Origin of the sequence: Aliihoeflea sp. 2WW, assembly GCF_000497755.1 — a bacterium.
GTDB lineage: Bacteria > Pseudomonadota > Alphaproteobacteria > Rhizobiales > Rhizobiaceae > Aliihoeflea.
Window position 1 is genome coordinate 15464 of sequence record NZ_AYOD01000026.1, and the last position, 22910, is coordinate 38373.

Here is a 22910-nt window from a genome sequence, read left to right on the forward strand (position 1 = left end):
CCCGACTCGGCAAAGCCCCCGCTTAAACCGCAGCCGTGCCCTCTACACCCACCCCTGCATTTCCCGCCGCACGATCGTCTCGATCACCGCCATCCCCTCCTCCGAATCGTTCAAACACGGGATGTGCGCGAACTTCTCCCCGCCGGCATGCTCGAAAATCTCCCGCACCTCTCCGTCGATTTCCTCCAGCGTCTCGATGCAGTCGGCGGAGAACCCCGGATTGACGATGGCGATCCGCTTCACGCCGTCCTTGGCGAGCTTCTCGACGGTCTTGTCCGTATAGGGCTGCAGCCATTCCTGCGCGCCGAAGCGGGACTGGAAGGTCGTCATCAGCCGGTCCTTCTCCCACCCCAGTCGCTCGCGCAGAAGGCGCGTCGTCTTCTGGCAGTGGCAGTGATAGGGGTCGCCGCGCTCGAAATAGGCCTTCGGGATGCCGTGATAGGAGGCGAGCACGATTTCCGGCTCGAAATCGAGCGCGGCCAGATGCTTTTCCAGCGAGCGTGCCAGCGCCTCGATATAGACGGGCTCGTCATGATAGGGCGGCACCGAGCGGACGGTCGGCATATGCCGGATCTTCATCAGCGCGCGGTAGAGCTGGTCGTTCGCCGTCGCCGTCGTCGTCGCGGAAAACTGCGGATAGAGCGGGAACATCACGATGCGATCGCAGCCCGCCTTCATCAGATTGTCGACCGCGCTGGCGATCGAGGGCTGACCGTAGCGCATTCCCCAGTCGACGACGATGCGATCGTCGACGGAGAGCGCGGCGGCGAGCTTTTCGGCCTGCGCGCGGGTGATGGTGCGCAGCGGCGACTCGTCCCTTTCCGTGTTCCAGATCTTGCGGTAATTCGCGCCCGATTTCGACGGCCTTGTCGTCAGCACCGCGCCATAGAGGATCGGATACCAGATCGCCTTGTTGAGCTCGATGACGCGCGGATCGGACAGGAATTCCTTCAGGTAGCGCCGCATCGAGGAATAGTCGGTGCCGTCGGGCGTGCCCAGATTGGCCAGAAGAACGCCGACCTTCTTCGCGGCAACCCGCGGATGTCCCTCGGGCAGCGGACCGATCGCCCGCGCAGCCTCACCGTCGATCTTCGTTTGCAGCGTCATCGCCGTCTCCTTCGCGCGGCGCCGCTCGCGCGTCGCCTGCCCGCCTGTTCGGATTTCGTGGCCGGAAGTTAGGCGTTCGCGCGCGTCGATCAATATGGCGCGTGGCCGCAGACACACTGTCCTCGCCCGTCAAACGAAACGGGCCGCCCGAAGGCGGCCCGCAGATTGGGTCCGGCAGCCGATCAGTTGGCCGGAATGACGAGTTCCATGCCGACATGCAGCCGGTTGGGATTGCGCAGTTCGGGGTTCGCCTCGGCGATCTCCATGTAGCGCTCGCCATCGCCCAGATACTGCTCGGCGAGTTCCCACAGATTGTCGCCCGCGACGACCGTATGGGTCCGCGCGCCGCCATCCATGGCCGGTGCCGCTTCGATCGGATCGGCCTCCTCCTCGATCGGAGCGGCTTCCTCGGTCGTCGGTGCGGCTTCCTCGGCCGGTGCCGCGTCCTCAGCAGGAACGGCTTCCGGCGCTGCCGGCGCAGCTTCCTCGGCCGGCGCCGCCTCGATCGGATCGGCCTCGTCCTCCATCGGAGCGGCTTCTTCGGTCATCGGTGCGGCTTCTTCGGCCGGTGCAGCTTCTTCGGCCGGCGCGGCTTCCGGCGATGCCGGCGCAGCTTCCTCGGCCGGTGCCGCCTCGATCGGAGCGGCTTCGTCCTCGGCAGGCGCAGCTTCCTCGGCCGGAGCGGCCTCGGGCTGCGGCGTCGTCAGTTCCTCGGCCGAAGGCGCCGGTTCTTCCGAAGCATCACTCGGCGCCGCCTCGTCCACGACCGGTTCGGTCGGCTCGGCCTGGGCGACATTGGTGATGCGGCCGTCGAGCATCGGCTCGTAGGGGCCGTTGTCGCGCAGATAGTCGGCGACGACCATTTCGAGGCCGGGACCGAAATCATAGGCGTTCTGCGCGTTGGAGCCGAACAGCGCGTAGCCGTCGCCGCCGCCGCGCATGAAGTTGTTGGTGGCAACGCCATAGGTCGCCGCCTCGTCGAGCGCGACCCATTCGCCGTTTTCCTCGATCTCGACCGACTGGATGCGCCCGCCATTGGCCGGCTGGCTCGGGTCGAAGGAATAGCGGATGCCCGCGACCTGCGGGAAGCGTCCGGCGCCCTCTTCGATGCCGGAGACGCCGTGTTCGAGCGAGGCGATGATGTCCGCGCCCGACAGTTCGAACGTCGCCAGCGTGTTCTGGAACGGCAGCACGGCAAGCACTTCGCCCATCGTGATTTCGCCCGCATCGATGGACGAGCGCAGGCCGCCGCCATTCTGGATGACGATGCGAACGCCCTGTTCCGACGTGCGGTCGAGCATCGCATCGGAGACGAGGTTGCCCATCGTGCATTCCTGCGCGCGGCAGGTCTCGCGGCTGCCGTCGATCGCCGCCGTCGTCTCGGAGACCGGCTGCAACATCAGTTCCTCGATCGGCGCGGCGAGTTCTTCCACCCGCGCAGCGATCTCGGCGTTCGGCTCCACCGACGCGTCGAGCAGGATCGTGTCGCCGGCAGCCGCCGTGACGTTGCCCTCGTCGTCGAAGGTCACTTCGAGTTCGCCGACATATTTCGAGTTGGCATAGGCGTGGACGATCGGAACGTCGCGGCCCGACGGGTTGGCGACCATCGTCGGATAGGCTTCGGCGCCCTCTTCGGTGTTCGAGAAGCGCGTGTGGCTGTGCCCGCCGACGATCACGTCGATGCCGTCGACCGCCGCCGCGATCTCCTGGTCGCGCGCGAAGCCGACATGGCTGACGAGCACGATCTTGTTGATGCCCTCGCCTTCCATGCGCGTCACGGCGTCGTTGAGATATTCGATCTCGTCGTCGAAGGTCACGTTCGGACCGCCGGCCGAGGTGACGTCCGTGTCGGTCGCCAGCACCGAGAGGATGCCGATGCGCTCGCCGCCCTTTTCGACGACCGTCCATTCCTCGATCTTGCCGGCAAGGCTCGTCTCGGCGTCCGCGACGACCGTATTGCCCGAGATCACCGGGAATTCGGCCGCGTCGATGAAGTCGGCCAGCACCTGCGGACCGTCGTCGAATTCATGATTGCCGACGGCCATCGCGTCGAAGCCGATCATGTTCATGAACTCGACCGTGTCCTCGCCCTTGTAGGTCGTGTAGAACAGCGAGCCCTGGAACTGGTCGCCCGCGTCGAGCACGATCACATTGCGATCCTCGCCCGTCAGCGCGTCGCGGCGTTCGTTGATCTTGGTCGCCACGCGCGCGATCCCGCCGAAGCACTCGCCCGCCGTCTCGTCCTCGTCGGAGCACGTCGCATCCGAGGAGTTGATCGACTGGATGCGCGAATGCAGGTCGTTGATGTGGAGGATGGACAATGTGTAGTCGGCAAAGGACTGGCTGGCCGAAAGGGCCAGCGTCGACACCGACATGGCCGCGACGAGGGTGAGTTTCTTCATCTTGTTTGACGCTCCCGGAGTGAACCCATCGACACCTGACACACGACCATGACGATCGTGCTACGGCATCGTTGGTGAACATGTTCACACCTCAATTCCGCCCGCGCAAGCGCTTTCGTCCCTGACGCCGGGACAGTTTGGCCCCTTCGGCGCGCCCGTGGTTAACGGCCACGAAAAAGGGCCGCCCCGCGGGACGGCCCTCGTCGATCTTCCAGCCGGTGACGGTGGCCTACGACACGCCTTGGCTGCGGATCAGCGAGAACTGGTTGCCCGCCTCGCCGGTGCAGTTGAGCTGACCCGCGCCTGCCATCTGGCAGTTGACGCGCGAGGTCGTCTGGCGGATCAGCGAGGTCAGCGTGATCTCGACCGAGCCCTGGCCGCGATCGACATAGCTGCCCTCCGCGAGCCGGTTGCCCGTATCGGTCGCGACCGTCTCGAACTGGCCGTTCGAGAAGCGCGAGATGGCGACGCCGTCCGTGCTCGCCCATTCGCCGTCGACCTGCGAAGCGGCCATCTGCGGCGCCTGGATCATCGGCCGCGAGGCCATCTGGCCGGGTCCGGGCCCCATTCCCTGGCAGCCGGCGAGCGCCAGCATGAGAGCCGCGGTTCCGGCCGCACCCCAAATTCGTGTCTTGGTCATCTTGGAAATTCTCCTCGTCCCCGAGCCTAAAGTCACCGCTTTCGGCGGCAAAAGCAAGGCGTCGCACGGCGTGTCGCCGTGCCGCCCCCGCCCCTTTAATGCTCAGTGGACCAAAATGTTGCGAAACTGCCAGGGATCGTTTTCGTCGATGTCCTCGGGAAAGAGCCCCGGCCGCCGGTCGAGCGGTGTCCAGTCGGTGTAGTAGCCCTTCACCGGGCCGAGATAGGGCATCTGGATCTCGAGGCAGCGGCGATAGTCGATCTCGTCGGTCTCGACGATACCGGCCTGCGGATTTTCCAGCGCCCAGACCATGCCGGCTAGCACCGCCGAGGTCACCTGCAAGCCCGTCGCGTTCTGGTAGGGCGCAAGTTCGCGCGTTTCGTCGAGCGAAAGCTGCGAGCCATACCAGTAGGCGTTCTTGCGGTGCCCGTAGAGCAGCACGCCGAGCTCGTCGATGCCGTCGGTCAATTCGTCCTCGTCGAGCACGTGCTGAACCGTCTGCGCCTTGCCCGCCGCGCCGAACATCTCGTGCATCGAAAGCACCGCGTCGTTGCACGGGTGATAGGCATAGTGGCAGGTCGGCCGGAACTCAGCCGTCCCGTCCGCGCCCTTCACGGTGAAGAAATCGGCGATCGAGATCGCCTCGTTATGCGTGACGAGAAAGCCGTATTGCGGTCCGGGCGTCGGGCACCAGGAACGCACGCGCGTGTTTGCGCCGGGCTGCTCGAGGAAGACACCGGCCTTGCAGCCATGGTCGTGCTCCTTGAGATTAACGGGCTTCCATTTCTCGTGCGTACCCCAGCCGAGTTCGGCCGGCTGCAGGCCTTCCGAGATGAAGCCTTCGACCGACCACGTGTTCCAGAACACGTCCATCGGCTTCGGCTTCTTGGTGCGCTGCGTGTCGCGCTCGGCGATGTGGATGCCCTTGACGCCGACGCGCTGCATCAGCTTCGCCCAGCCCTCGCGGTCTTCGACCGAAGGCTCGGTGAAGTCGAGCTTCATCTCCGAAGCGAGGTCGACCAACGCCTTCTTGACGAACCACGACACCATGCCCGGATTGGCCCCGCAGCAGGAAACCGCCGTCGTGCCGCCCGGATTGGCCGCTTTCTCGCGCCGCACGCTCTCGCGCAGCGCGTAGTTCGTACGCTCGGCATTGGACGCGCTCATGTCGAAATAGAAGCCGAGCCAGGGCTCGACCACGGTGTCGATGTAGAGCACGCCGAGTTCGCGGCACATCTTCATCATGTCGAGCGAGCCGGTGTCGACCGACAAATTGATGCAGAAGCCCTGCCCGTCGCCCTTGGTCAGATAGGGTGTCAGGAGGTCGCGATAATTCTCGCGCGTCACATGCTCCTGGATGAAGGGAATGCCGCGCTCGTCGAGCAGCGCCTTGTCTTCGTCACGCGGGTCGATCACCACGAAGCGCGACTTGTCGTATTTGAAGTGACGTTCGATGAGCGGCAGCACGCCGCGTCCGATAGAGCCGAACCCGACCAGCACGATCGGTCCGGTGATTTCACCATGGACGGGCCAATTGCGTTCTGCCATTTCCGGACGTCTCCTTCTTCAGTTGAATGATGACTTGCTAAACCACAGATCGCGCTATGCCGATAGCCATCAATGCGGCAGCGCCATGTCAGTTGCGTGAAATGGCGCGAAGCGCAGAAACCAGCCTGTCGCGATCCTGCAACAGGCCCTTATAGGCAAGCTGGTCGCGATCCATCGACGAGAGCTGTTCGGCGAACCCGTCGGCGACCCGGATATGATCATCATGCGCCGCGATCCGCGCCAGCGGGTTCAGGTAGATGCGGATGGTGAAGAGGATGTCGCCCGTCCGCGGCAGCTTGCGCAGCGTCTGCCGCTCGACGCGGATGAACGCGCGCGCAGCCACCTCCTGCGCGGAAAGTTCGCGGATGCCCTCTCCCGCGCGGTCGATCCGGCTCGCATGCGACAGCGGGTGGTAGAGGTCTGGATTGCCCTGCATCGACCAGTTCATCCGCTCGACCGGATTGCCCGGCTGCAGCTTGTCGAACATGCGCGCGATCAGTTCGGCCATCCGCGTCCCGCGCCCGAATTGCGGCACCGGCTGGTGAATGTCCTCCAGCGCCCGATCGTATTTTTCGGTCAGCGACCAGGACGAGGGAAAGCACAGCGAAGCGGCGACGAGCCGCCAGCCATCGACATCCTTGCGCATCAGGACGAGGTCTTCCTGCACCAGATGCGACGCGATCTTCAGCGGCGGCACGTCAGCCGAAAGCGACACGATGCGCCCCCCGATACGCACATCCGAACCCTCGACGCCATGCGTCGCGCCATGCCGTTCGGCAAGGTTCTCGACGATCAGATCGAGCACTTCCTGCTGCGCATCGCGCGTGTCGCCGCGCTCCACGAACACCTTGTCAGGCAGTTCGGCATAAAGCCGGTCCTTCTCAGCCAGATACGGCTCCAGCGCGTCGTCGACCTCCAGCCATGTGGCGAGGTCCATCGGCTTCAGGCCGATCGTGAAGGGCTTGGACGACCCGTCGAAGGGCGTATATCGCATTCACTCACTCTCCAGTCGCGCCGCGATCAAGCCGCGCAGCGAGTTGCCGACGAAGACCGCCCGCGCCCGACCAATGTCGCTTGGCACGAGCCGCGCTTCAACCGCCTTGCCTTGGTCCAGAAGCTCCGCCCGCAGCACCCCCGGCAGCGCACCTGCCTCCATTGGAGGCGTCGCGAGAACGCCGTCGCCAAGGTCGAGGAACAGATTGGTGATCGTCCCCTCGGCAAGCGCGCCCTCGCCGTTCAGAAGCAGCACCTCGTCGATCGCGTCGGCCAGAAACTCACCCCGCGCCTGTGCATAGATTGCGCGGCTGTCGGTCTTGTGCCGGCGCAGTGGATCGGCGGCATCGAGCCGCGTCGCAGCGATGGCAAGCCGCCAGACCGTGCCTTGGGACAGAGCCGCAAACGGTGTCGTCGTCAGCCCGATCCGGCCATTCGTGGAAAGCTCCAGCCGAACCCGCAACGCCCCTTGGCCTGCGATCCCATCGAGCAGGTCTTCCGCATCCTGCCGGTCAAACGCAAAGCCCAGCGCGGCGGCCGAATGCGCCATGCGATCGAGATGCCGTGCGCGGCGCAGGATCGTGCCGTCCGCCTCGCGGCGCATGGTTTCGATCAGGGCGTAGCTGGCGGGCTGCCCGTCGCGAAGCGCGCTTTCAGGAGGCATTCGGCATATTCCCCTTCCGCCGTGGAATCGAAGACGACACCGCCGCCGACATTGTAGACGGCCTCGCCCGACGGATAGAGCGAGAGGGTGCGGATCGCAACGTTGAACCGCATCCGGTGGCCGGGCGCGATCCAGCCGACCGCACCGCAATAGACGTCGCGCGGACCATCCTCCAGTTCGCGCAGGATCTCCATCGCACGGATCTTCGGCGCACCGGTGATCGATCCGCAGGGAAAGAGCGCGGCGAATATGTCGGCGATAGCGAGGCCGGGTCGCAGCTTCGCACGCAGCCGGCTCACCATCTGGTGCACCGTCGCATAGGTCTCGACCTTGAAGAGGTCCGGCACGTCGAGCGTCCCGACCTCGCTGATCAGCGAAATGTCGTTGCGCAAAAGATCGACGATCATCCGGTTCTCGGCCTGGTTCTTCGGATCGCCGGCAAGAAAATCGCGCTGGCGCGCATCGTCCTGCGGCGTCGCCCCGCGCGGCGCGGTGCCTTTCATCGGCAGCGTTTCGATCCAGCCGTCGCGCGAAACGTCGAAGAAGAGTTCCGGCGAGCGCGAGACGACGACCGGCCCGTCGAGTTCGACCAGCGCCGAGTGGCGCACCGGCTGGCGCGCGGCAAGCTGCCGGAAGATCGCCAGCGGATCGCCCTCCCACCGCGCATGGACCGGAAAGGTCAAATTCCCCTGATAGCAGTCGCCAGCCCGCAGATGGCCGTGCAGCTTGGCGAACCGCCCCGCGTAGGTCGCCGCGGACCATGTCGCCCGCGCATCGAGGATCGCCGGCTCGGCATTGGAAGGCGGCCGGAAAATCTGGATGGCATCGCCGTCGAACGGGCCGTCGAAGACGCCGAAGCAGATGAGCGGCGCGCGGCGGTTTTCGGGCAGCAGTGGCCGCAGTTTCGGCTCCAGAAGATAGCCGGCTTCATAGGAGACATAGCCGGCCAGCCACTTGCCCGCTTCCCGCGCCGCCTGCGCTTCTCCCAAAGCCGGAAAGAACTCTTGTTCGTCCCACGCCACGATCAGCCGATCCGGCTCGGCGAATAGAAGTTCACGCCCGGAAAAATCGTCGCGGAAGAGCGCAAAGCTGCGAAAGTTCATTTGCGTGTGCTGCCGAAACCCCGCGCGTCGATCGCGTCGGCGATGTCCTCGCCCATCTTGAGCGTGCGGACCAGCAGCGGCACGGCAAGCGCGACGAGGCTTCCATCCAGCCCCCGCGCCCGCTGCGCCTCGCGCACCTCTGCGCCGACGGACGCGATCAGCGGAATGAAGCGGAGCGCCAGCGACAGTGCGAGGCTGATCTTCTCGACATCGACGCCGAGCTTTGCGAGCGGCTGCAAACCCGTTTCGATCGCGGCCATGATCGCCGATGACGGGGTCGTCAGCGTCACCAGCCCGGCGAGGAGCACGAGCGCGGCAAGCCGCATTCCCATCGCGAACGCCGCTTCCCAGCCATTCAGCCAGGCATGCGCAAGCACGAGGAGAAGCATGACGATCAGCAGCGGCCGCAACACCTGCCAGATGTCGCGAAGCGTCAGCCCGGCCACGAAATACAGTGCAATTGCGACGGCGAGCGCGAGCGCCGTCCCGGCCAGTCCGGTCACGAAGAAGAGCCCGGTTCCGGCAAGGGCGAGCGCGGCCATCTTCGGCCCAGCCGCAAGGCGGTGGATCGGGCTCGTTCCGGGCCGGTAGGCGGAGATCATCCCATCAGGCCTTCATAGTGGCGGATCGCATCGAAAGGCTTGCCGTCGAAGACGAGCCCGCCCTCGTCGAACACCAGCGCGCGGTCGAACTCGGCGACGAGATCGAGGTCGTGCGTCACCACGATCGCCATTTCTTCGAGTTCCGAAATCGTTCGCGCGACGCGCCTTTTGTTGCGCAGGTCGAGCAGCGTCGTCGGCTCGTCGAAGATGATGATCTCAGGCTCCAGAATTGTCACGCCGGCAATCGCCACCATCTGCTTCTCGCCCCCCGAAAGACGGTGCGTCTGCTCCTTGGCGAGGTGGGAAAGCCCGAACCGCGCCAGCCCCGTTTCGACCCTGCGCGCAATCTCGTCCTTCGACAGTTTGCGGTTCTTCAGGCCGAAGGCGAGGTCTTCCTCGACGACGGGATAAACGATCTGGTTGTCCGGGTTCTGGAAGACGAAACCGACCTTCCCCCTGACCCCCTTGCCGTCCGATTTCGTATCCAGCCCATCGACGAAAACGCTCCCCGACGTCGGCACCAGCAAGCCGTTGATCAGGCGCACGAACGTGCTCTTTCCCGAGCCGTTGGCGCCGATCACGGCAATGCGCCGCTCGGCGAGTTCGAGGCTGAAAGGCTTCAAGACCTCTCGCTCGCCGAAGCGGTGGCTGACGCCGGAAAAGCGGATCATGCGCGGCGGGGCGCCTCGATCAGCGGATAGGATTTGCGCACCGTCACCGCCACCGTCGCGGCGATCGCGGCCTTGATCAAATCGCCCGGAATGAAGCCCAGCGAACCAGCCGCAGCTTCGACATAGGAGAGCCCGGTGGTCAGGCTGATCCAGGCGATGCCGATCGGATAGAGCACCAGGATGCCGCCGAGGATGTTGATCCCGAGCGCCTGGAAGAAGCCGAGATTGCGCCAGAAACGCTCGCACAAGAGGCCGACCACGAAGGCCACCAGAATCCACGAAACGAGGAAGCCGCCGCCCGGTCCCGCGAAGACCGCGAAGCCGCCGCGACCGCCTGCCAGAAGCGGAAGGCCCGCTGCGACGAGGACGAGGAAGAGCGCGAGCGCGAGCGAACCGCGCTTGGCGCCGAGGACTGAACCGGCCAGCATCGCGCCCATCGACTGCGCCGTGATCGGCACGCCGACGATCGGCAGCGTGAACGGGGGGAAAACTCCGAGCGCTGCCGTCAGAGCGGCGAAAAGCGCGATGAAGACGATGTCTTTTGTGTTCATGATGGCCCCGTTTGAAAGAATTCCGGCCCGTTCCGGCCGGTTTTGAGCTCGTTCGTTACGCCTTTGCGGCGAAATCTTCAACGCGTGGATAAGTCCGCAGGAAACCTGTCCACACCGAGCGAGTTCTGGAAGGCGAAGGAGCCCTCGCCATGACCAAGCATTTCGACACCCCCGTCCTGCTCACCGACGGCCGCAGCCTCGCCTCGCTCGACGACGCCATCGCCGCCCTCTCCGACACCGGCTGGCCGGAGCGCGGGCCGCGCCACGACGAGGCACTGGACATCTGCCTCAAGGTCCGCGACGGCCACCGCTCGCTCTCCGAAGGTCGCATGGCGCTGGAGATGGCCGCGCGGGAAGCGGGCAATCTCCAGCCCTGATTTCCTAGATGTGCAAGGCGTGGCCGAGCGTGCGCAAAGCCGCTTCCTGCAAGGCTTCGCCCTGCGTCGGATGGGCGTGGATCGTGCCGGCGATGTCCTCCAGACGAGCACCCATTTCAAGTGCGAGGCCGAACGCCGCCGACAGTTCCGACACGCCCCGTCCGACCGCCTGGATGCCGAGCACCAGATGGTTGTCCGCCCGCGCCACGACCCTGACGAACCCCGCCTCGTCAGCCATCGACATGGCGCGGCCATTGGCGGAAAACGGGAATTGCGCCGTCTTGATCTCGCGCCCTGCCGCCTTTGCCTGATCAGGTGACAATCCGACCGAAACGATCTCCGGATCGGTGAAGCAGACGGCCGCGATCGCGACCTTGTCCCAGCTCCGTTTATGGCCCGCGACGATCTCCGCGACCATCTCGCCCTGCGCCATCGCGCGGTGCGCCAGCATCGGCTCGCCGGTCACGTCGCCGATGGCGAAGATGCCGCGCATGGAAGTGCGGCACTCGTCATCGATGCGCACGAAGCGGCCGTCCATGTCGAGCACCAGTTCCTCGCGCCCCCAGTTCTCGGTCGCCGGCTCGCGCCCGACCGTGACGAGGATCGCGTCGGCCTCGATCTTCTGCTCCGCGCCGTCAGCGGTTTCGACCAGAAGCGCGCCGGTGCCGGACAGGCCCTTGGCCTTGGCGGACAGCAACAAGTCGATGCCGAGTTCGCCAAGCCGCTTGGCGACCGGGCGCACCAGTTCGGCGTCGTAGAGCGGCAGGATGCGGTCCAGCGCCTCGACGACGGTGACCTTGGCACCGAGCTTGGCGAAGGCGGTGCCGAGTTCGAGCCCGATATAGCCGGCGCCGATGACGGCGATCTTCTCCGGCAGCTTCGTCAGCGCCAGCGCTTCGGTGGAAGACATGACCTTGCCGCCGAAGGGCAGGTTCGGCAGTTCGACCGGTTGCGATCCGGTCGCGATGACGATGTTCTCCGCGCGGATGATCTGCGTGCCGGTCGACGTCTCGACCTCGACCGTCTTGCCATCCCGGAACCGCGCCCGGCCCTCGACGCTTTTGACCTTCGCCTTCTTGAGAAGACCGGATACGCCGGTCGTCAGGCGGCCGACGATGTTGTCCTTCCAGGCGATGGTCTTCTTCAGGTCGATCGCGGGAGCAGACAGCGAGATGCCGACGGGCGATGCGCTCCTGGAGGCCTCGGCGGCGATGTGGAACTCGTCCGCCGCGTGGATGATGGCCTTGGAGGGAATGCAGCCGACATTGAGGCAGGTGCCGCCGGGGCGCTTTTCCTCGACGATGACGGTGTCGATGCCAAGCTGCCCGGCGCGGATCGCGCAGACATAGCCGCCCGGCCCCGCACCGATGACGAGGAGCTTGCAGGAGATGTCTTTCATGGATTTGGTCTCCCGGTAGCCGCCTGAGCTTGAACACCCCCCTCTGTCCTGCCGGACATCTCCTGCAAGCTCCTCGTCATCGGTGCGGGGCCGGGCGGCTATGTCTGCGCGATCCGCGCCGGGCAGCTTGGCATCGACACCGTCATCGTCGAGGAAAAGCGCCCCGGCGGCACCTGCCTCAATGTCGGNTGATCTCCCCCCTTGAGGGGGAGATGTCCGGCAGGACAGAGGGGGGTGAATTGAAGTGAGCCATCATATCAATCGACGAAAATCAGCGCCGGCGTCTCAAGCAACACCTTCACCCGCTGGATGAACCGCGCCGCGTCCCAGCCGTCGATGACGCGATGATCGAAGGACGACGACAAATTCATCATCTTCCTCGGAATGAACTGCGTGCCGTCCCAGACCGGGCGCATCATCATCTTGTTGACCCCGACGATGGCAACTTCGGGGTGGTTGATGACGGGGGTGGTGACGATGCCGCCCATCGCGCCGAGCGAGGTGATGGTGATGGTGGAACCGGAAAGTTCCTCGCGGCTGGCGGTGCCGGACTTCGCCGCTTCGGCGAGGCGGCCGACTTCCGCTCCGCAATCCCAGATGTCGCGCGCCTCGACATGGCGCGCGACGGGCACGACGAGCCCGGTCGGCGTCTGCGCGGCGATGCCGATATGGATGCCGCCATGCTGGCGGATGATGCCGGCCTCGTCGTCGAAGATCGCGTTGATCTGCGGCTGCTCGCCGATCGCCTTCGCCATGGCGCGCATCAGGAAGGGCAGGATGGTGAGCTTGGGCTGATCGGGCTTCTTCCCCGCGTTCATCGCCCCGCGCAATTCTTCGAGCGCGGTGACGTCGATCTCCTCGACATAGGTGATGTGCGGGATCGAGCGCTTGGCGAGCGCCATCTTCTCCGCGATCTTGCGGCGAAGGCCGACGATCTTGATCTCGGTGATCTCGGTGTTGCGGGACATGCCGCGCTGTGCGCTGGTCGAGCGGCCGGCGGAGAGGAAGGCGTCGAGGTCTTCGTGGCCGATGCGGCCTGCGGGGCCGGAGCCGGCGACCTGGCGCAGGTCGATGCCGGCCTCCTTGGCACGGAGGCGGACGGCTGGGGAGGCCAGAGGTTTTTCGCCTTCCGGGCGGGGGGCGCCGGTGGAGAGGGAGCGACCCCCACCCTTTATCCCTCCCCACAGGGGGGAGGGAGGCGCCGACGTTTTCGCGCTTTCCTGCTGCGGGGAAGCAGGATCGACCGTGGATGGCTTCGCTGGCTTTGGCGATGCCGTCTCCGATTCCCCTCCCCCTTGTGGGGAGGGGTTAGGGGTGGGGGTCACTTTTTCGGAAGACTCTTCCCCCGAAGCATCCCCCTCGCCCGCCGTTTTAATCCGGATCAGCGGCGCGCCGACCGCGACGACGTCGCCGATCTCGGCGCCGAGCCACGAAATCTCGCCCTCGACGGGCGACGGGATTTCGACCGTCGCCTTGTCGGTCATCACGGCGGCGAGCACCATGTCCTCGCGGACCGGATCGCCGATCTTGACGTGCCATTCGACGAGTTCCGCCTCGGCCACGCCTTCGCCGACATCGGGCATCTTGATCGTGTGTTCAGCCATGATCAGAGCCCTTTCTTCATCATCGAGGCAGGCATACCCCCACCCCTCACCCCTCCCCACAAGGGGGAGGGAGACATGAGCGTTGCGGACAAGCGATCAGCGTTGCGCTTGACGGAAATGGCGCGGCGTGGATGCCCTCCCTCCCCCTTGTGGGGAGGGATAGAGGGTGGGGGTGCGGCGACGAAAATCGGATTCATCTCACGCCTCCATCACGGCGCGGAGCGCTTCGCTGACGCGGGCGGGGCCCGGAAAATAGTCCCATTCCTGGGCGTGCGGATAGGGCGTGTCCCAGCCGGCGACGCGGGCAACAGGAGCTTCGAGGTGGTAGAAGCAATGTTCCTGCACCAACGCGACGAGTTCGGCACCGAAGCCGGAGGTCATGGTCGCCTCGTGGACGACGACACAGCGGCCGGTCTTCTTGACCGAGGCCGTGATGGCGTCGAGGTCGAGCGGGAGGAGGGTTCTCAGGTCGATGACCTCGGCGTCGACGCCGGCGTCCTCGGCCGCGGCGAGCGCGACATGGACCATGGTGCCGTAGGCGAGAATGGTGACGGCCGAACCTTCGCGCCGGGTGACGGCTTTGCCGAGCGGGACGGTGACGTGATCGGCCGCGACGTCGCCGAGGTCGTGCTTAGACCACGGCGTGACGGGCCGGTCGTGGTGGCCGTCGAAGGGTCCGTTATAGAGGCGCTTGGGTTCGAGGAAGATGACCGGGTCCGGGTCCTCGATGGCGGAGATCAGGAGACCCTTGGCGTCCTGCGGGTTGGACGGCACGACGACCTTGAGGCCGGAAACGTGGGTGAACAGCGCTTCCGGGCTCTGGCTGTGCGTCTGGCCGCCGAAGATGCCGCCGCCGGTCGGCATGCGGATGACGATCGGGCAGGTGAACTGGCCGGCCGAGCGGTAGCGGATGCGCGCGGCTTCCGAGACGATCTGGTCGTAGGCCGGATAGACGTAGTCGGCGAACTGGATCTCGACGCAGGGGCGAAGACCGTAGGCCGCCATGCCGACCGCGACGCCGACGATACCGAGTTCGGAGATCGGCGTGTCGAAGCAGCGCGACGAGCCGTATTTCTGCTGGAGGCCGGCGGTGCAGCGGAAGACGCCGCCGAAATAGCCGACATCCTCGCCGAACACGACGACGTTTTCGTCGCGGCCCATGGAGACGTCCATGGCGTCGCGGATCGCCTCGATCATGGTCATGCGGGGCATGGGGTGGACTCCGTGATGCTGGTCAGCGAGGTGAAGACCCCCTCTCCGGTTTGCTGCGCAAACCACCTCTCCCCCTTAGAGGGGGCGAGGAACCCAGGCTGGAAAAGCGTCGACCGAAACGCCCCCTCCACCATGCTGCGCATGGTCCCCCTCCCCCGTAAACGGGGGAGGATCCGCGCTTGCGGACGGCCTCGACGGTGGATCCTCCCCTGCGCAGCGGGGGAGGTGGCGCGAAGCGACGGAGGGGGCGCGTGGCGCATGCCGATCATCGTCAAACCCCCGCCTGTTGCCGTTGCCGCCGCAGATGCGGCGGCATTTCGGCGTAGACGCCTTCGAACATGTCGCGCGCCGACGGCCGCCCGCCCGCATGAAGGGTGCCGTGCTTTTCGGCTTCCTTCTGCGCGGTGATGACCATGTCGAGCACTTCGGCCTCGGCCTGCTTGTGGCGGTCGTCGGTCCAAACGCCGCGGCGGATCAGATGGTTCTTCAGGCGGATGACCGGATCGCCGAGCGGCCAGTTGTCGGACTCGGTCTTGGGGCGGTAGGCGGACGGGTCGTCCGAGGTGGAGTGGGCGCCGACGCGGTAGGTGACGTATTCGACGAGCGTTGCGCCGAGGCCCATGCGGGCGCGCTCGACGGCCCATTTGGCGACGGCGTGGACGGCGAGATAGTCGTTGCCGTCGACGCGCAGCGCGGGCAACCCGAAGCCGAGGCCGCGTGCGGCGAAGGTGCCGGCGCCGCCGCGGGCGATGCCCTGGAAGGTCGAGATCGCCCACTGGTTGTTGACGATGTTGAGGACGACCGGCGCGCGGTACGTGGAGGCGAAGACGAGCGCGGCGTGGAAATCGCTTTCGGCGGTCGAACCGTCGCCGATCCAACCGGCGGCGATGCGGGTATCATTCTTGATCGCCGAGGCCATCGCCCAGCCGACGGCCTGGATGAACTGGGTGCCGAGATTGCCCGAGATCGAGAAGAAGCCGTGGTCCTTGGCCGAATACATGATCGGCAATTGCCGGCCCTTCAGCGGGTCGGCCTCGTTGGAATAGATCTGGTTCATCATCTCGACCATCGGATAGTCGCCCGCGATGAGGAGGCCAGCCTGCCGATAGGTCGGGAAGTTCATGTCGCCGGGCTCCATGGCCCGGCGAAACGCGCAGGAGACGGCCTCCTCGCCCATATGCTGCATGTAGAAGGACGTCTTGCCCTGGCGCTGCGCCATCTGCATGCGCGCATCGAAGGCGCGCAGCGTCATCATGTGCTTGAGGCCTTCGAGAAGTTCCTCGTCGGTGAGCGTGCCGGCCCAGGGGCCGACCGCCTCGCCGTCGCGATTGAGGACGCGGATGATCGAGAAGGCCATGTCGCGGATCGTCGCCGGATCGGCATCGACGGGCGGGCGCTCGACGGAGCCGGCGCGCGGGATCTTGACCTTGGAGAAATCCGGTTGGCCGCCAGGGCGTACCTCCGGCTCCGGCACGAACAGTCCGCCTTTGCGAGTCTCGACCATTCAACTTCCTCCCTTTGGGGCAATTTAGGACAGGATTGCTGACCTAGTCACCCCCTCTTCGCACGCGAATTTCCTCACATCGACTTTTCAAGAAGCGCCAGCGCGGCTTCTTTGGTCAGTTCGACCGGGTTCCCGCCGGCCGTCGGGTCGACGATCGCCATCTCGGCGATGAGGTCGCGGCGCGCGTCGTCCATCCGGAGCCCCGGAATGAGGTCGCGCAGGGTGGAGGGTACAGACAGTTCGGTGCGAAGGTCCATGATCTTTCGGCGGAAGCCGTCGAAACCGCCGGAAATGCCGCAATAGGCGGCGAGGCGCTCGATGCGCGCCTCGATCGCGGGGCGGTTGAAGTCGAGGACGTAGGGCATGAAGAGCGCGTTGGTCATGCCGTGATGGGTGTCGTAGAGCGCGCCGATCGGGTGCGACAGCGAATGGATCGCGCCGAGGCCCTTCTGGAACGCGGTGGCGCCCATGGCGGCGGCCGACATCATATGCGCGCGGGCCTCGATATCGGTGCCGTCGTCATAGGCCTTCGGCAGGTTTTCAAGGACGAGGCGCACGCCTTCGAGCGCGATGCCGTCGGCCATCGGGTGGTAGCCGGGGGCCGAGTAGGCTTCGAGGCAGTGCGCGAGCGCATCCATGCCGGTGCCGGCGGTGATCATTTTGGGCATGCCGACCGTGAGCTCGGGATCGGCGATGACCGTGACCGGCAGCATCTTCGGGTGGAAGATGACCTTCTTCGTGTGCGTCGCCTCGTTGGTGAGAACGCCCGCGCGGCCGACTTCGGAGCCGGTGCCGGCTGTGGTCGGCACGGCGATGACGGGGGCGATGGCGGACGCGTCGGCGCGGGTCCACCAGTCGCCGACATCCTCGAAATCCCAGATCGGGCGCGACTGGCCGGCCTGGAAGGCGATGAGCTTGCCGAGGTCGAGCGCCGACCCGCCGCCGAACGCGATGACACCATCATGGTTGCCGGACTTGAAGGCGGCAATGCCGGCGGCGAGGTTGGATTCGACGGGGTTGGGCCGGACGTCGGAAAAGACGCCGTATTCGACGCCGGCCTTGTCGAGGATCGCGAGCGTGTCGGCGACGACGGGGAGTTTCGCAAGGCCCGGATCGGTGACGAAGAGCGGGCGCGCGATGCCGGCGGATTTGAGCACGGCGGGCAGTTCACTGACCCGGCCGGGGCCGAAGAGGACGGTGGTGGGGAAGTTCCACTTGGAGGTGAGGGTCATGTCATTGGCTTTCGGTATGTGAAGGCGCCCCCTCCACCATGCTGCGCATGGTCGGGGCGAGCCGCGGGTCTCGCCCGTCCTTCGGACCCCACCGCTTCGCAGGGGAGGAACTGAGGTCGCGGCCGATCTCGACGGTTGATCCTCCCCTGTTTACGGGGGAGGTGGCGCGAAGCGCCGGAGGGGGCGTTCGAGCGATGCGCATCAGACTTCGCGCAGATGATAGCCCTTGGGGCGGGTGAGGTTGTCGTAGCCGGTGCGGCCCATGGCGCCGCCCTTGCCGGTGTCCTTGACGCCGGTCCAGACGAGGCCGGGGTCGACATAGTCGCAGCGGTTCATGAAGACCGTGCCTGTCTCGATCCGGTCGCCGAGGCTGGCGGCGCGGTCGGCATCGGTGGTCCACAGCGAGGCGGTGAGGCCGTAGGGGCTGTCGTTCATGAGCTGGATCGCTTCGTCGTCGTCGCGCACCTTCATGATGCCGACGATGGGGCCGAACGATTCCTCGCGCATGACGCTCATCTGGTGGTTGACGTTGGTCAGCACTTCCGGCGCGATATAGGGCGAGCCTTCGCGGTCGTTGTCGACCTTCATGCCGACATGGGCGACCGCGCCCTTGCGCAGCGCCTCGGCCTTCTGCTCGCGCACGAAATCGGCAAAGCGCGGCTGCGCCATCGGTCCCATCGTGGTCGCCTCGTCGAGCGGATTGCCGACGACGTAATTCTTCGTCTCGGCGATGAAGCCCTCGACGAAATCGTCATAGACCGCTTCATGCACATAGACGCGCTCGATGCCGCAGCAGCACTGGCCCGAATTGTAGAACGCGCCGTCGACGAGGTTGGCGACCGCGTGGTCGAGCTTTACGTCGGGCAGGACATAGGCCGGGTCCTTGCCGCCGAGTTCGAGGCCGAGCGTCATGAAGGTGCCGGCCGCCGCCTTCTCGATGGCGCGCCCGCCCGCGACCGAACCGGTGAAGTTGCAATGGTCGATCCGGCCCGAGCCGAGCAGCTTTTCGGTCTGGGCGTGGTCGAGGACGATGTTCTGGAAGACGCCCTTCGGCAGGCCCGCGGCCTCGAACGCTTTCGCGAAACGCTCGCCGACGAGCAGCGTCTGCGCGGCGTGCTTGAGGATCACCGCATTGCCCGACATCAGCGCCGGGACGATGGTGTTGATGGCCGTCAGATAGGGATAGTTCCACGGCGCGATGACGAGCACGGTGCCGAGCGGCACGCGGCGGAGGTAACGGTGGAAACCGGGCCTGGCGTCATGCGGAATGACGTCGGCGAGCGCGGCGGCCGCAAGGTCGACCATGTAGCGCGTGCGCTCCTCGACCCCGCCCTTCTCGCCGCCATAGCGGACCGGCCGACCCATCTGCCAGGCCAGTTCGGGCACGATCTCCTCGTTCATGGCGAGGAGCGCTTCGAGGAAGGCGAGGAGATAACGGCCGCGCTCGGCGAGCGGCGTCTCGGCCCATGCGATCTGCGCGGTCTTCGCGCGCTCGGTGATCGCGTTGATTTCGGCATCGCTCGCGACGGGACGTTCGGCACAGACCGAGCCGTCTACCGGCGAGATGAGTTTGAGGGTTTCCATGAGTTTCTCAACACGCAAGGGTTCGGACGTGACCTTCAGAACCATAGGACAGGATCGGGCCATCACGCGTCACCAGTACCATGTCGAGAACGCGCGCGCTTGCCATCAATATGCGATCCATCGGGTCCTTGTGAGGACGGCCGGGCAAATTTGCTGAGTTGATGAGTATCGACGGCGACACCTCGCTCAGTTGCGCTTCCATGCGTTCCAGAAATCGCTGGAAAAAATCAAGCGGCGCAATCGGCAGGCTGAGCCTTCCTTTGGCGACACCGACACCGATTTCCCATGCGGACATGGGAGAGACATAAAGCCTGTTGTCGGCTGCCGCTTCGGAAATCCTTTGCCGTGCCACGGGCTCGATGCGATCCCCATTGGCGATGAAGATCAGGGCACAGGTATCAAGCAGAAGCGCCGAAGTGCCTTCGCTCATTTCCCATCTTCCGAACCGAGGTAACCTTCGTCCCACGGTTCGTCGTCAAAAGGTTTTGTGATGTCGAAGCCTTCCGCAATCTTGATCTGCCCTTTCATGAAGCCAAAGCCCGGATGATCATGGGTGCCTCCGACCGGCCGCTCGGCAGCGCCATGTTTCGTCGCGGCGGCCGTGGCCTTGCCTTTCAGATGCGCGAACACTTCCATTTCGGACGCCTTCAATATCGTGGAGATTTTAGCAATCTCCGCCACCTTCATGCCGCGCTTACCCGACAGAGCACGCGACAGGGCGCTCTTGTCGATCTCCATGCGGCGCGCAACCTCGCTCAACGAAATGCCCTGCGCTGCCATGCGTTCATCAAACCAGCGCCGATCCACATTCATCGCAATCACACTGCCTCGCATGGTGTTGCGAAATTCTCTGACAACGTTGAGAAAATGTCAATACCGCTCGAAGCCGCGATGCAATTCCCAGTCGGTGACGCGGCGGTCGTATTCCATCTGCTCCCAGCGCGCGGTGTGGAGATAGTGTTCGACGACGTCGTGGCCGAGCGCGTTGCGCAGCATGTCGGAGCGCTCCAGCGTCGCGATGGCGGCGCGGAGGGTCTTGGGGATTTCGGGCAATTCGGCGCCCTGGTAGGCGTCGCCCTCAAACGGGGCGGGCAGGTCGAGCTTTTCGTCGATGCCGGCAAGGCCGGCGGCGATGAGCGCGGCGAAGGCGAGATAGGGGTTCAGATCCGCGCCGCCGATGCGGCATTCGGTGCGGATGCCCTTGGTCCCCTCCCCGCAGAGCCGGAAGCCGGCCGTGCGGTTGTCGCGGCTCCAGATCATCTTGGTCGGCGCGAAGGTGCCTGCCTGGAAGCGCTTGTAGGAATTGACGTAAGGCGCAAGGAACCAGGTGTAGTCGGCGGCATATTTGAGCTGGCCGGCGACCCATGAGCGCATCAGCGGGGTCATCGTGTATTCGCCCTTCTTGTCGAAGAAGAGCGGTGTCTTGCCGTTGGCCGACCAGATGGAATTGTGGATGTGGCTCGAATTTCCGGCGAGCGCATAGTCGTATTTGGCCATGAAGGTGACGGCCTTGCCCTGCAGATGCGCGATCTCCTTGGCGGCGTTCTTCAGGAAGACGTGGCGGTCGGCCATTTCGAGCGCGTCGGAATAATAGACGTTGATCTCCTCCTGCCCCGGTCCCCATTCGCCCTTGGAATTCTCGACGGGAATGCCGGCCTCCTCGAGGCCGTTGCGGAGCGCCCGCATGTATTCCTCTTCCTTCGACGTGATCTGGATCAGGTAGTCGCCGATATGCGGTGAAGCCGTGCGCAGGTCTTTCCAGCCTTGCCCGCGAGCGCTCTCGTAGCTTTCCTCGAACAGGTAGAATTCGAGTTCGGAAGCGAAATAGGCGAGATAGCCGCGCTCCTTCAGCCGGTCGACCTGGCGCTTGAGGATGGCGCGCGGCGAGTGGGCGAGGTCTTCGTGGCTGTGGTGGTCGAGAAGGTCGGAGAGGACGAGCGCGGTCTTTTCCAGCCACGGCGTCAGGCGGATGGTCGACAGGTCCGGCTTGATGACGAAATCGCCGTAACCCTTCTGCCAGCTTGCCGCCTTGTAGCCGGGGACCGGCTCCATATCGATGTCGTTGGCGAGCAGGTAGTTGCAGCCATGGGTTTCTTCATAGGCGCCGGCGAGGAAGTGCCGCGCCGTGAAGCGCTTGCCGATCAGGCGGCCCTGCATGTCGGCGGCGGCGACGAGGATGGTATCGATGTCGCCGGCTGCGACCATTTTCTTCAAGGCGTCGAAGGAAAGCGATCCGGTCATGCGGCCCTCTGTGCGGCGCCGCCAGGTGGCGTGCCTTGTTGTTCGAGCAGGGACGCCAGCGGCCCCGAGCGGTCATTTGGATCACGCATTCGTGCGGCCCTCAAGGGCCAAAGCATGATCCAATGTGCCGTTCCTTACGGATATTTAACAACAAAACTGGTGCATGAACCGCCGGCTGCTGGCATAAATCGTCCAGCGGTGCGCCTTGCCCGTAACCTTCGCATGTTGCTGCATCCGCTCCGAGGCTTCGAGACTTCGCGCGCTGCGGCCGGAATTTGAACCGGAGTCACCCATGCCGATCTGGAAACAGCTCATCGTCTGCATCGCCTTGCTCGCCATCGGCGCCGCAGCGTGGGTTTTCTTCGTGCCCGGATCGCGCGAGACGCTGGCAAGCTTCGGCATCGGCTCGGCACCGGCCGCTACGGAGACCGCCGCCCCGGCGGCACGCGGCGGACAGGGACGCGGCGGAGCGGGTGCCGGAGGCGGAGGCGGCGTGATCACCACGCCGGTCACGACCGCGACGATCAACGACCGGCTTCAGGCGATCGGCACCGGCCGCGCGGCCGAAACGGTTGCGGTGACGCCCTTCGCCTCGGGACGGCTGACGGAAATTCTGGTGCGCTCCGGTTCGACGGTGGAAGCCGGCGACATCATCGCGCGGCTCGATTCGCAGGCGGAAACGATCGGCGCGGAGCGCGCCCGCTTTGCGCTCGACGACGCGCAGGCCCGGCTGGAACGCGTCAACCAGCTTCGCTCCTCGAACACGGCCTCGCAGGTGCAGGTGACCGAAGCCCAGCTCGGCGTCGAGAATGCGCGGCTCGAACTCGCGGACGCCGAACTGGCGCTCGACCGCCGCCAGATCGAGGCGCCGATTTCCGGCATCGTCGGCATCCTTCCCGTGTCGGTCGGCAACTATGTGACGAGTTCGACCGAGATCGCGTCGATCGACGACCGCACGTCGATCCTCATCGATTTCTGGGCACCGGAGCGCTACGCGGGCGCCATCGAAGTCGGCGCCAAGATCGAGGCCTCGCTGATCGCGCGGCCGAACGAAGTGTTTCGCGGCGAGGTGAGCGCCATCGACAACCGCGTGGATGCGCAAAGCCGCACGCTGCGCGTCGAGGCGACGATCGACAATCCGAGCGACGCTCTGCGCGCCGGAATGTCCTTTCAGGTCCGCATGACCTTTCCCGGCGAAACCTATCCGGCGGTCGACCCGCTGACCGTGCAATGGGGCACGGACGGCGCGTTCATCTGGACCGTGGAGGACGGCGTCGCCCGGCGCACGCCCGTCCGCGTCGTCCAGCGCAACACCGATTCCATCCTGATCGCGGCCGAGGTCGAGCCGGGCATGCAGGTCGTCTCCGAAGGCATCCATCTCGTGCGCGAAGGCGGCGACGTGCGGATCGCCCAGCGTCGCGGCCAGGGGGCGGAAGGCCTGCCCGCCGTCGAAGCCCGCGGCTCGTAAGGGGGCCG

Annotated in this window: 21 protein-coding genes and 1 pseudogene; 3 read left to right on the forward strand and 19 right to left on the reverse strand. The window is 65.4% G+C overall.

Features of this window, described 5'->3' with window-relative positions:
• Positions 1 to 42: 42 nt before the first annotated feature.
• The 10 genes from hemH to ALII_RS0113115 form a co-directional block, all read right to left on the reverse strand.
• Entirely contained in the window at positions 43 to 1107 is a 1065-nt protein-coding gene (gene hemH / locus ALII_RS0113070; RefSeq protein ID WP_024587755.1) for a ferrochelatase, read from the reverse strand.
• Between the two features lie 182 nt (positions 1108 to 1289).
• Entirely contained in the window at positions 1290 to 3509 is a 2220-nt protein-coding gene (locus tag ALII_RS0113075) for a 5'-nucleotidase C-terminal domain-containing protein (protein WP_024587756.1), read from the reverse strand.
• A 229-nt stretch (positions 3510 to 3738) separates the two neighbouring features.
• Complete coding sequence (locus ALII_RS0113080; RefSeq protein WP_024587757.1) at positions 3739 to 4149, reverse strand: hypothetical protein; 411 nt, start codon at positions 4147 to 4149, stop codon at positions 3739 to 3741.
• Positions 4150 to 4251: 102 nt separating this feature from the next.
• A complete protein-coding gene (locus ALII_RS0113085) occupies positions 4252 to 5697 on the reverse strand; it encodes a homospermidine synthase (RefSeq protein ID WP_024587758.1) in 1446 nt (481 codons plus the stop codon).
• A gap of 88 nt (positions 5698 to 5785) precedes the next feature.
• Positions 5786 to 6691: a DUF3445 domain-containing protein gene (locus ALII_RS0113090; RefSeq protein WP_024587759.1), complete on the reverse strand. Its 906-nt coding sequence runs from the start codon at positions 6689 to 6691 to the stop codon at positions 5786 to 5788.
• Positions 6692 to 7354 carry an aminotransferase class IV family protein gene (locus tag ALII_RS0113095; protein ID WP_024587760.1) on the reverse strand — a complete coding sequence of 221 codons (663 nt, stop codon included), beginning with the start codon at positions 7352 to 7354 and terminating at the stop codon, positions 6692 to 6694. It lies immediately after the preceding gene.
• On the reverse strand, positions 7303 to 8457 hold the full coding sequence (locus ALII_RS0113100; protein WP_024587761.1) for an aminodeoxychorismate synthase component I: 1155 nt from the start codon (positions 8455 to 8457) through the stop codon (positions 7303 to 7305). The genes ALII_RS0113095 and ALII_RS0113100 overlap by 52 nt, the downstream gene beginning before the upstream one ends.
• The gene (locus ALII_RS0113105; RefSeq protein WP_024587762.1) at positions 8454 to 9059 is read right to left on the reverse strand and encodes an energy-coupling factor transporter transmembrane protein EcfT; all 606 of its coding nucleotides are present in this window, start codon (positions 9057 to 9059) and stop codon (positions 8454 to 8456) included. The genes ALII_RS0113100 and ALII_RS0113105 overlap by 4 nt, the downstream gene beginning before the upstream one ends.
• Positions 9056 to 9730: an ATP-binding cassette domain-containing protein gene (locus tag ALII_RS0113110; RefSeq protein WP_024587763.1), complete on the reverse strand. Its 675-nt coding sequence runs from the start codon at positions 9728 to 9730 to the stop codon at positions 9056 to 9058. The genes ALII_RS0113105 and ALII_RS0113110 overlap by 4 nt, the downstream gene beginning before the upstream one ends.
• Positions 9727 to 10281, reverse strand: a complete 555-nt coding sequence (locus tag ALII_RS0113115) for a biotin transporter BioY (RefSeq protein ID WP_024587764.1) — start codon at positions 10279 to 10281, stop codon at positions 9727 to 9729. Before ALII_RS0113115 ends, ALII_RS0113110 begins: the two co-directional genes overlap by 4 nt.
• Positions 10282 to 10430: 149 nt before the next feature.
• On the opposite strand from ALII_RS0113115, the gene ALII_RS0113120 reads away from it, so the two are divergent.
• On the forward strand, positions 10431 to 10658 hold the full coding sequence (locus ALII_RS0113120) for a DUF982 domain-containing protein (RefSeq protein WP_024587765.1): 228 nt from the start codon (positions 10431 to 10433) through the stop codon (positions 10656 to 10658).
• Positions 10659 to 10662: 4 nt separating this feature from the next.
• On the opposite strand, the gene lpdA is transcribed toward ALII_RS0113120, so the two are convergent.
• On the reverse strand, positions 10663 to 12057 hold the full coding sequence (gene lpdA, locus ALII_RS0113125; protein ID WP_024587766.1) for a dihydrolipoyl dehydrogenase: 1395 nt from the start codon (positions 12055 to 12057) through the stop codon (positions 10663 to 10665).
• Between the two features lie 48 nt (positions 12058 to 12105).
• Between lpdA and ALII_RS22025 the strand changes: the two are divergent.
• Positions 12106 to 12245: pseudogene (locus tag ALII_RS22025) on the forward strand (FAD-dependent oxidoreductase); the annotation flags it as partial.
• Positions 12246 to 12314: 69 nt separating this feature from the next.
• Here ALII_RS22025 and ALII_RS0113130 read toward each other — a convergent pair.
• The 8 genes from ALII_RS0113130 to ALII_RS0113170 form a co-directional block, all read right to left on the reverse strand.
• The gene (locus ALII_RS0113130) at positions 12315 to 13661 is read right to left on the reverse strand and encodes a dihydrolipoamide acetyltransferase family protein (RefSeq protein ID WP_024587767.1); all 1347 of its coding nucleotides are present in this window, start codon (positions 13659 to 13661) and stop codon (positions 12315 to 12317) included.
• Between the two features lie 198 nt (positions 13662 to 13859).
• A complete protein-coding gene (locus ALII_RS0113135) occupies positions 13860 to 14873 on the reverse strand; it encodes an alpha-ketoacid dehydrogenase subunit beta (protein WP_024587768.1) in 1014 nt (337 codons plus the stop codon).
• Between the two features lie 271 nt (positions 14874 to 15144).
• Entirely contained in the window at positions 15145 to 16377 is a 1233-nt protein-coding gene (locus tag ALII_RS0113145; RefSeq protein ID WP_024587770.1) for a thiamine pyrophosphate-dependent enzyme, read from the reverse strand.
• Positions 16378 to 16451: 74 nt separating this feature from the next.
• Positions 16452 to 17609: an iron-containing alcohol dehydrogenase gene (locus ALII_RS0113150; protein ID WP_029660507.1), complete on the reverse strand. Its 1158-nt coding sequence runs from the start codon at positions 17607 to 17609 to the stop codon at positions 16452 to 16454.
• Between the two features lie 201 nt (positions 17610 to 17810).
• On the reverse strand, positions 17811 to 19193 hold the full coding sequence (locus ALII_RS0113155; RefSeq protein WP_024587771.1) for an aldehyde dehydrogenase family protein: 1383 nt from the start codon (positions 19191 to 19193) through the stop codon (positions 17811 to 17813).
• Positions 19194 to 19200: 7 nt separating this feature from the next.
• Positions 19201 to 19623 (reverse strand): type II toxin-antitoxin system VapC family toxin, encoded by a 423-nt coding sequence (locus ALII_RS0113160; protein ID WP_024587772.1) that lies wholly within the window; start codon positions 19621 to 19623, stop codon positions 19201 to 19203.
• Entirely contained in the window at positions 19620 to 20006 is a 387-nt protein-coding gene (locus ALII_RS21685) for a helix-turn-helix transcriptional regulator (protein WP_024587773.1), read from the reverse strand. Before ALII_RS21685 ends, ALII_RS0113160 begins: the two co-directional genes overlap by 4 nt.
• Positions 20007 to 20063: 57 nt before the next feature.
• Positions 20064 to 21434 (reverse strand): glutamine synthetase family protein, encoded by a 1371-nt coding sequence (locus tag ALII_RS0113170; protein ID WP_024587774.1) that lies wholly within the window; start codon positions 21432 to 21434, stop codon positions 20064 to 20066.
• Between the two features lie 292 nt (positions 21435 to 21726).
• Here ALII_RS0113170 and ALII_RS0113175 point away from each other — a divergent pair, with 292 nt between their 5' ends.
• Positions 21727 to 22902, forward strand: coding sequence for an efflux RND transporter periplasmic adaptor subunit (locus ALII_RS0113175; RefSeq protein WP_024587775.1), 1176 nt, complete (start codon positions 21727 to 21729; stop codon positions 22900 to 22902).
• Positions 22903 to 22910 lie beyond the last annotated feature (8 nt).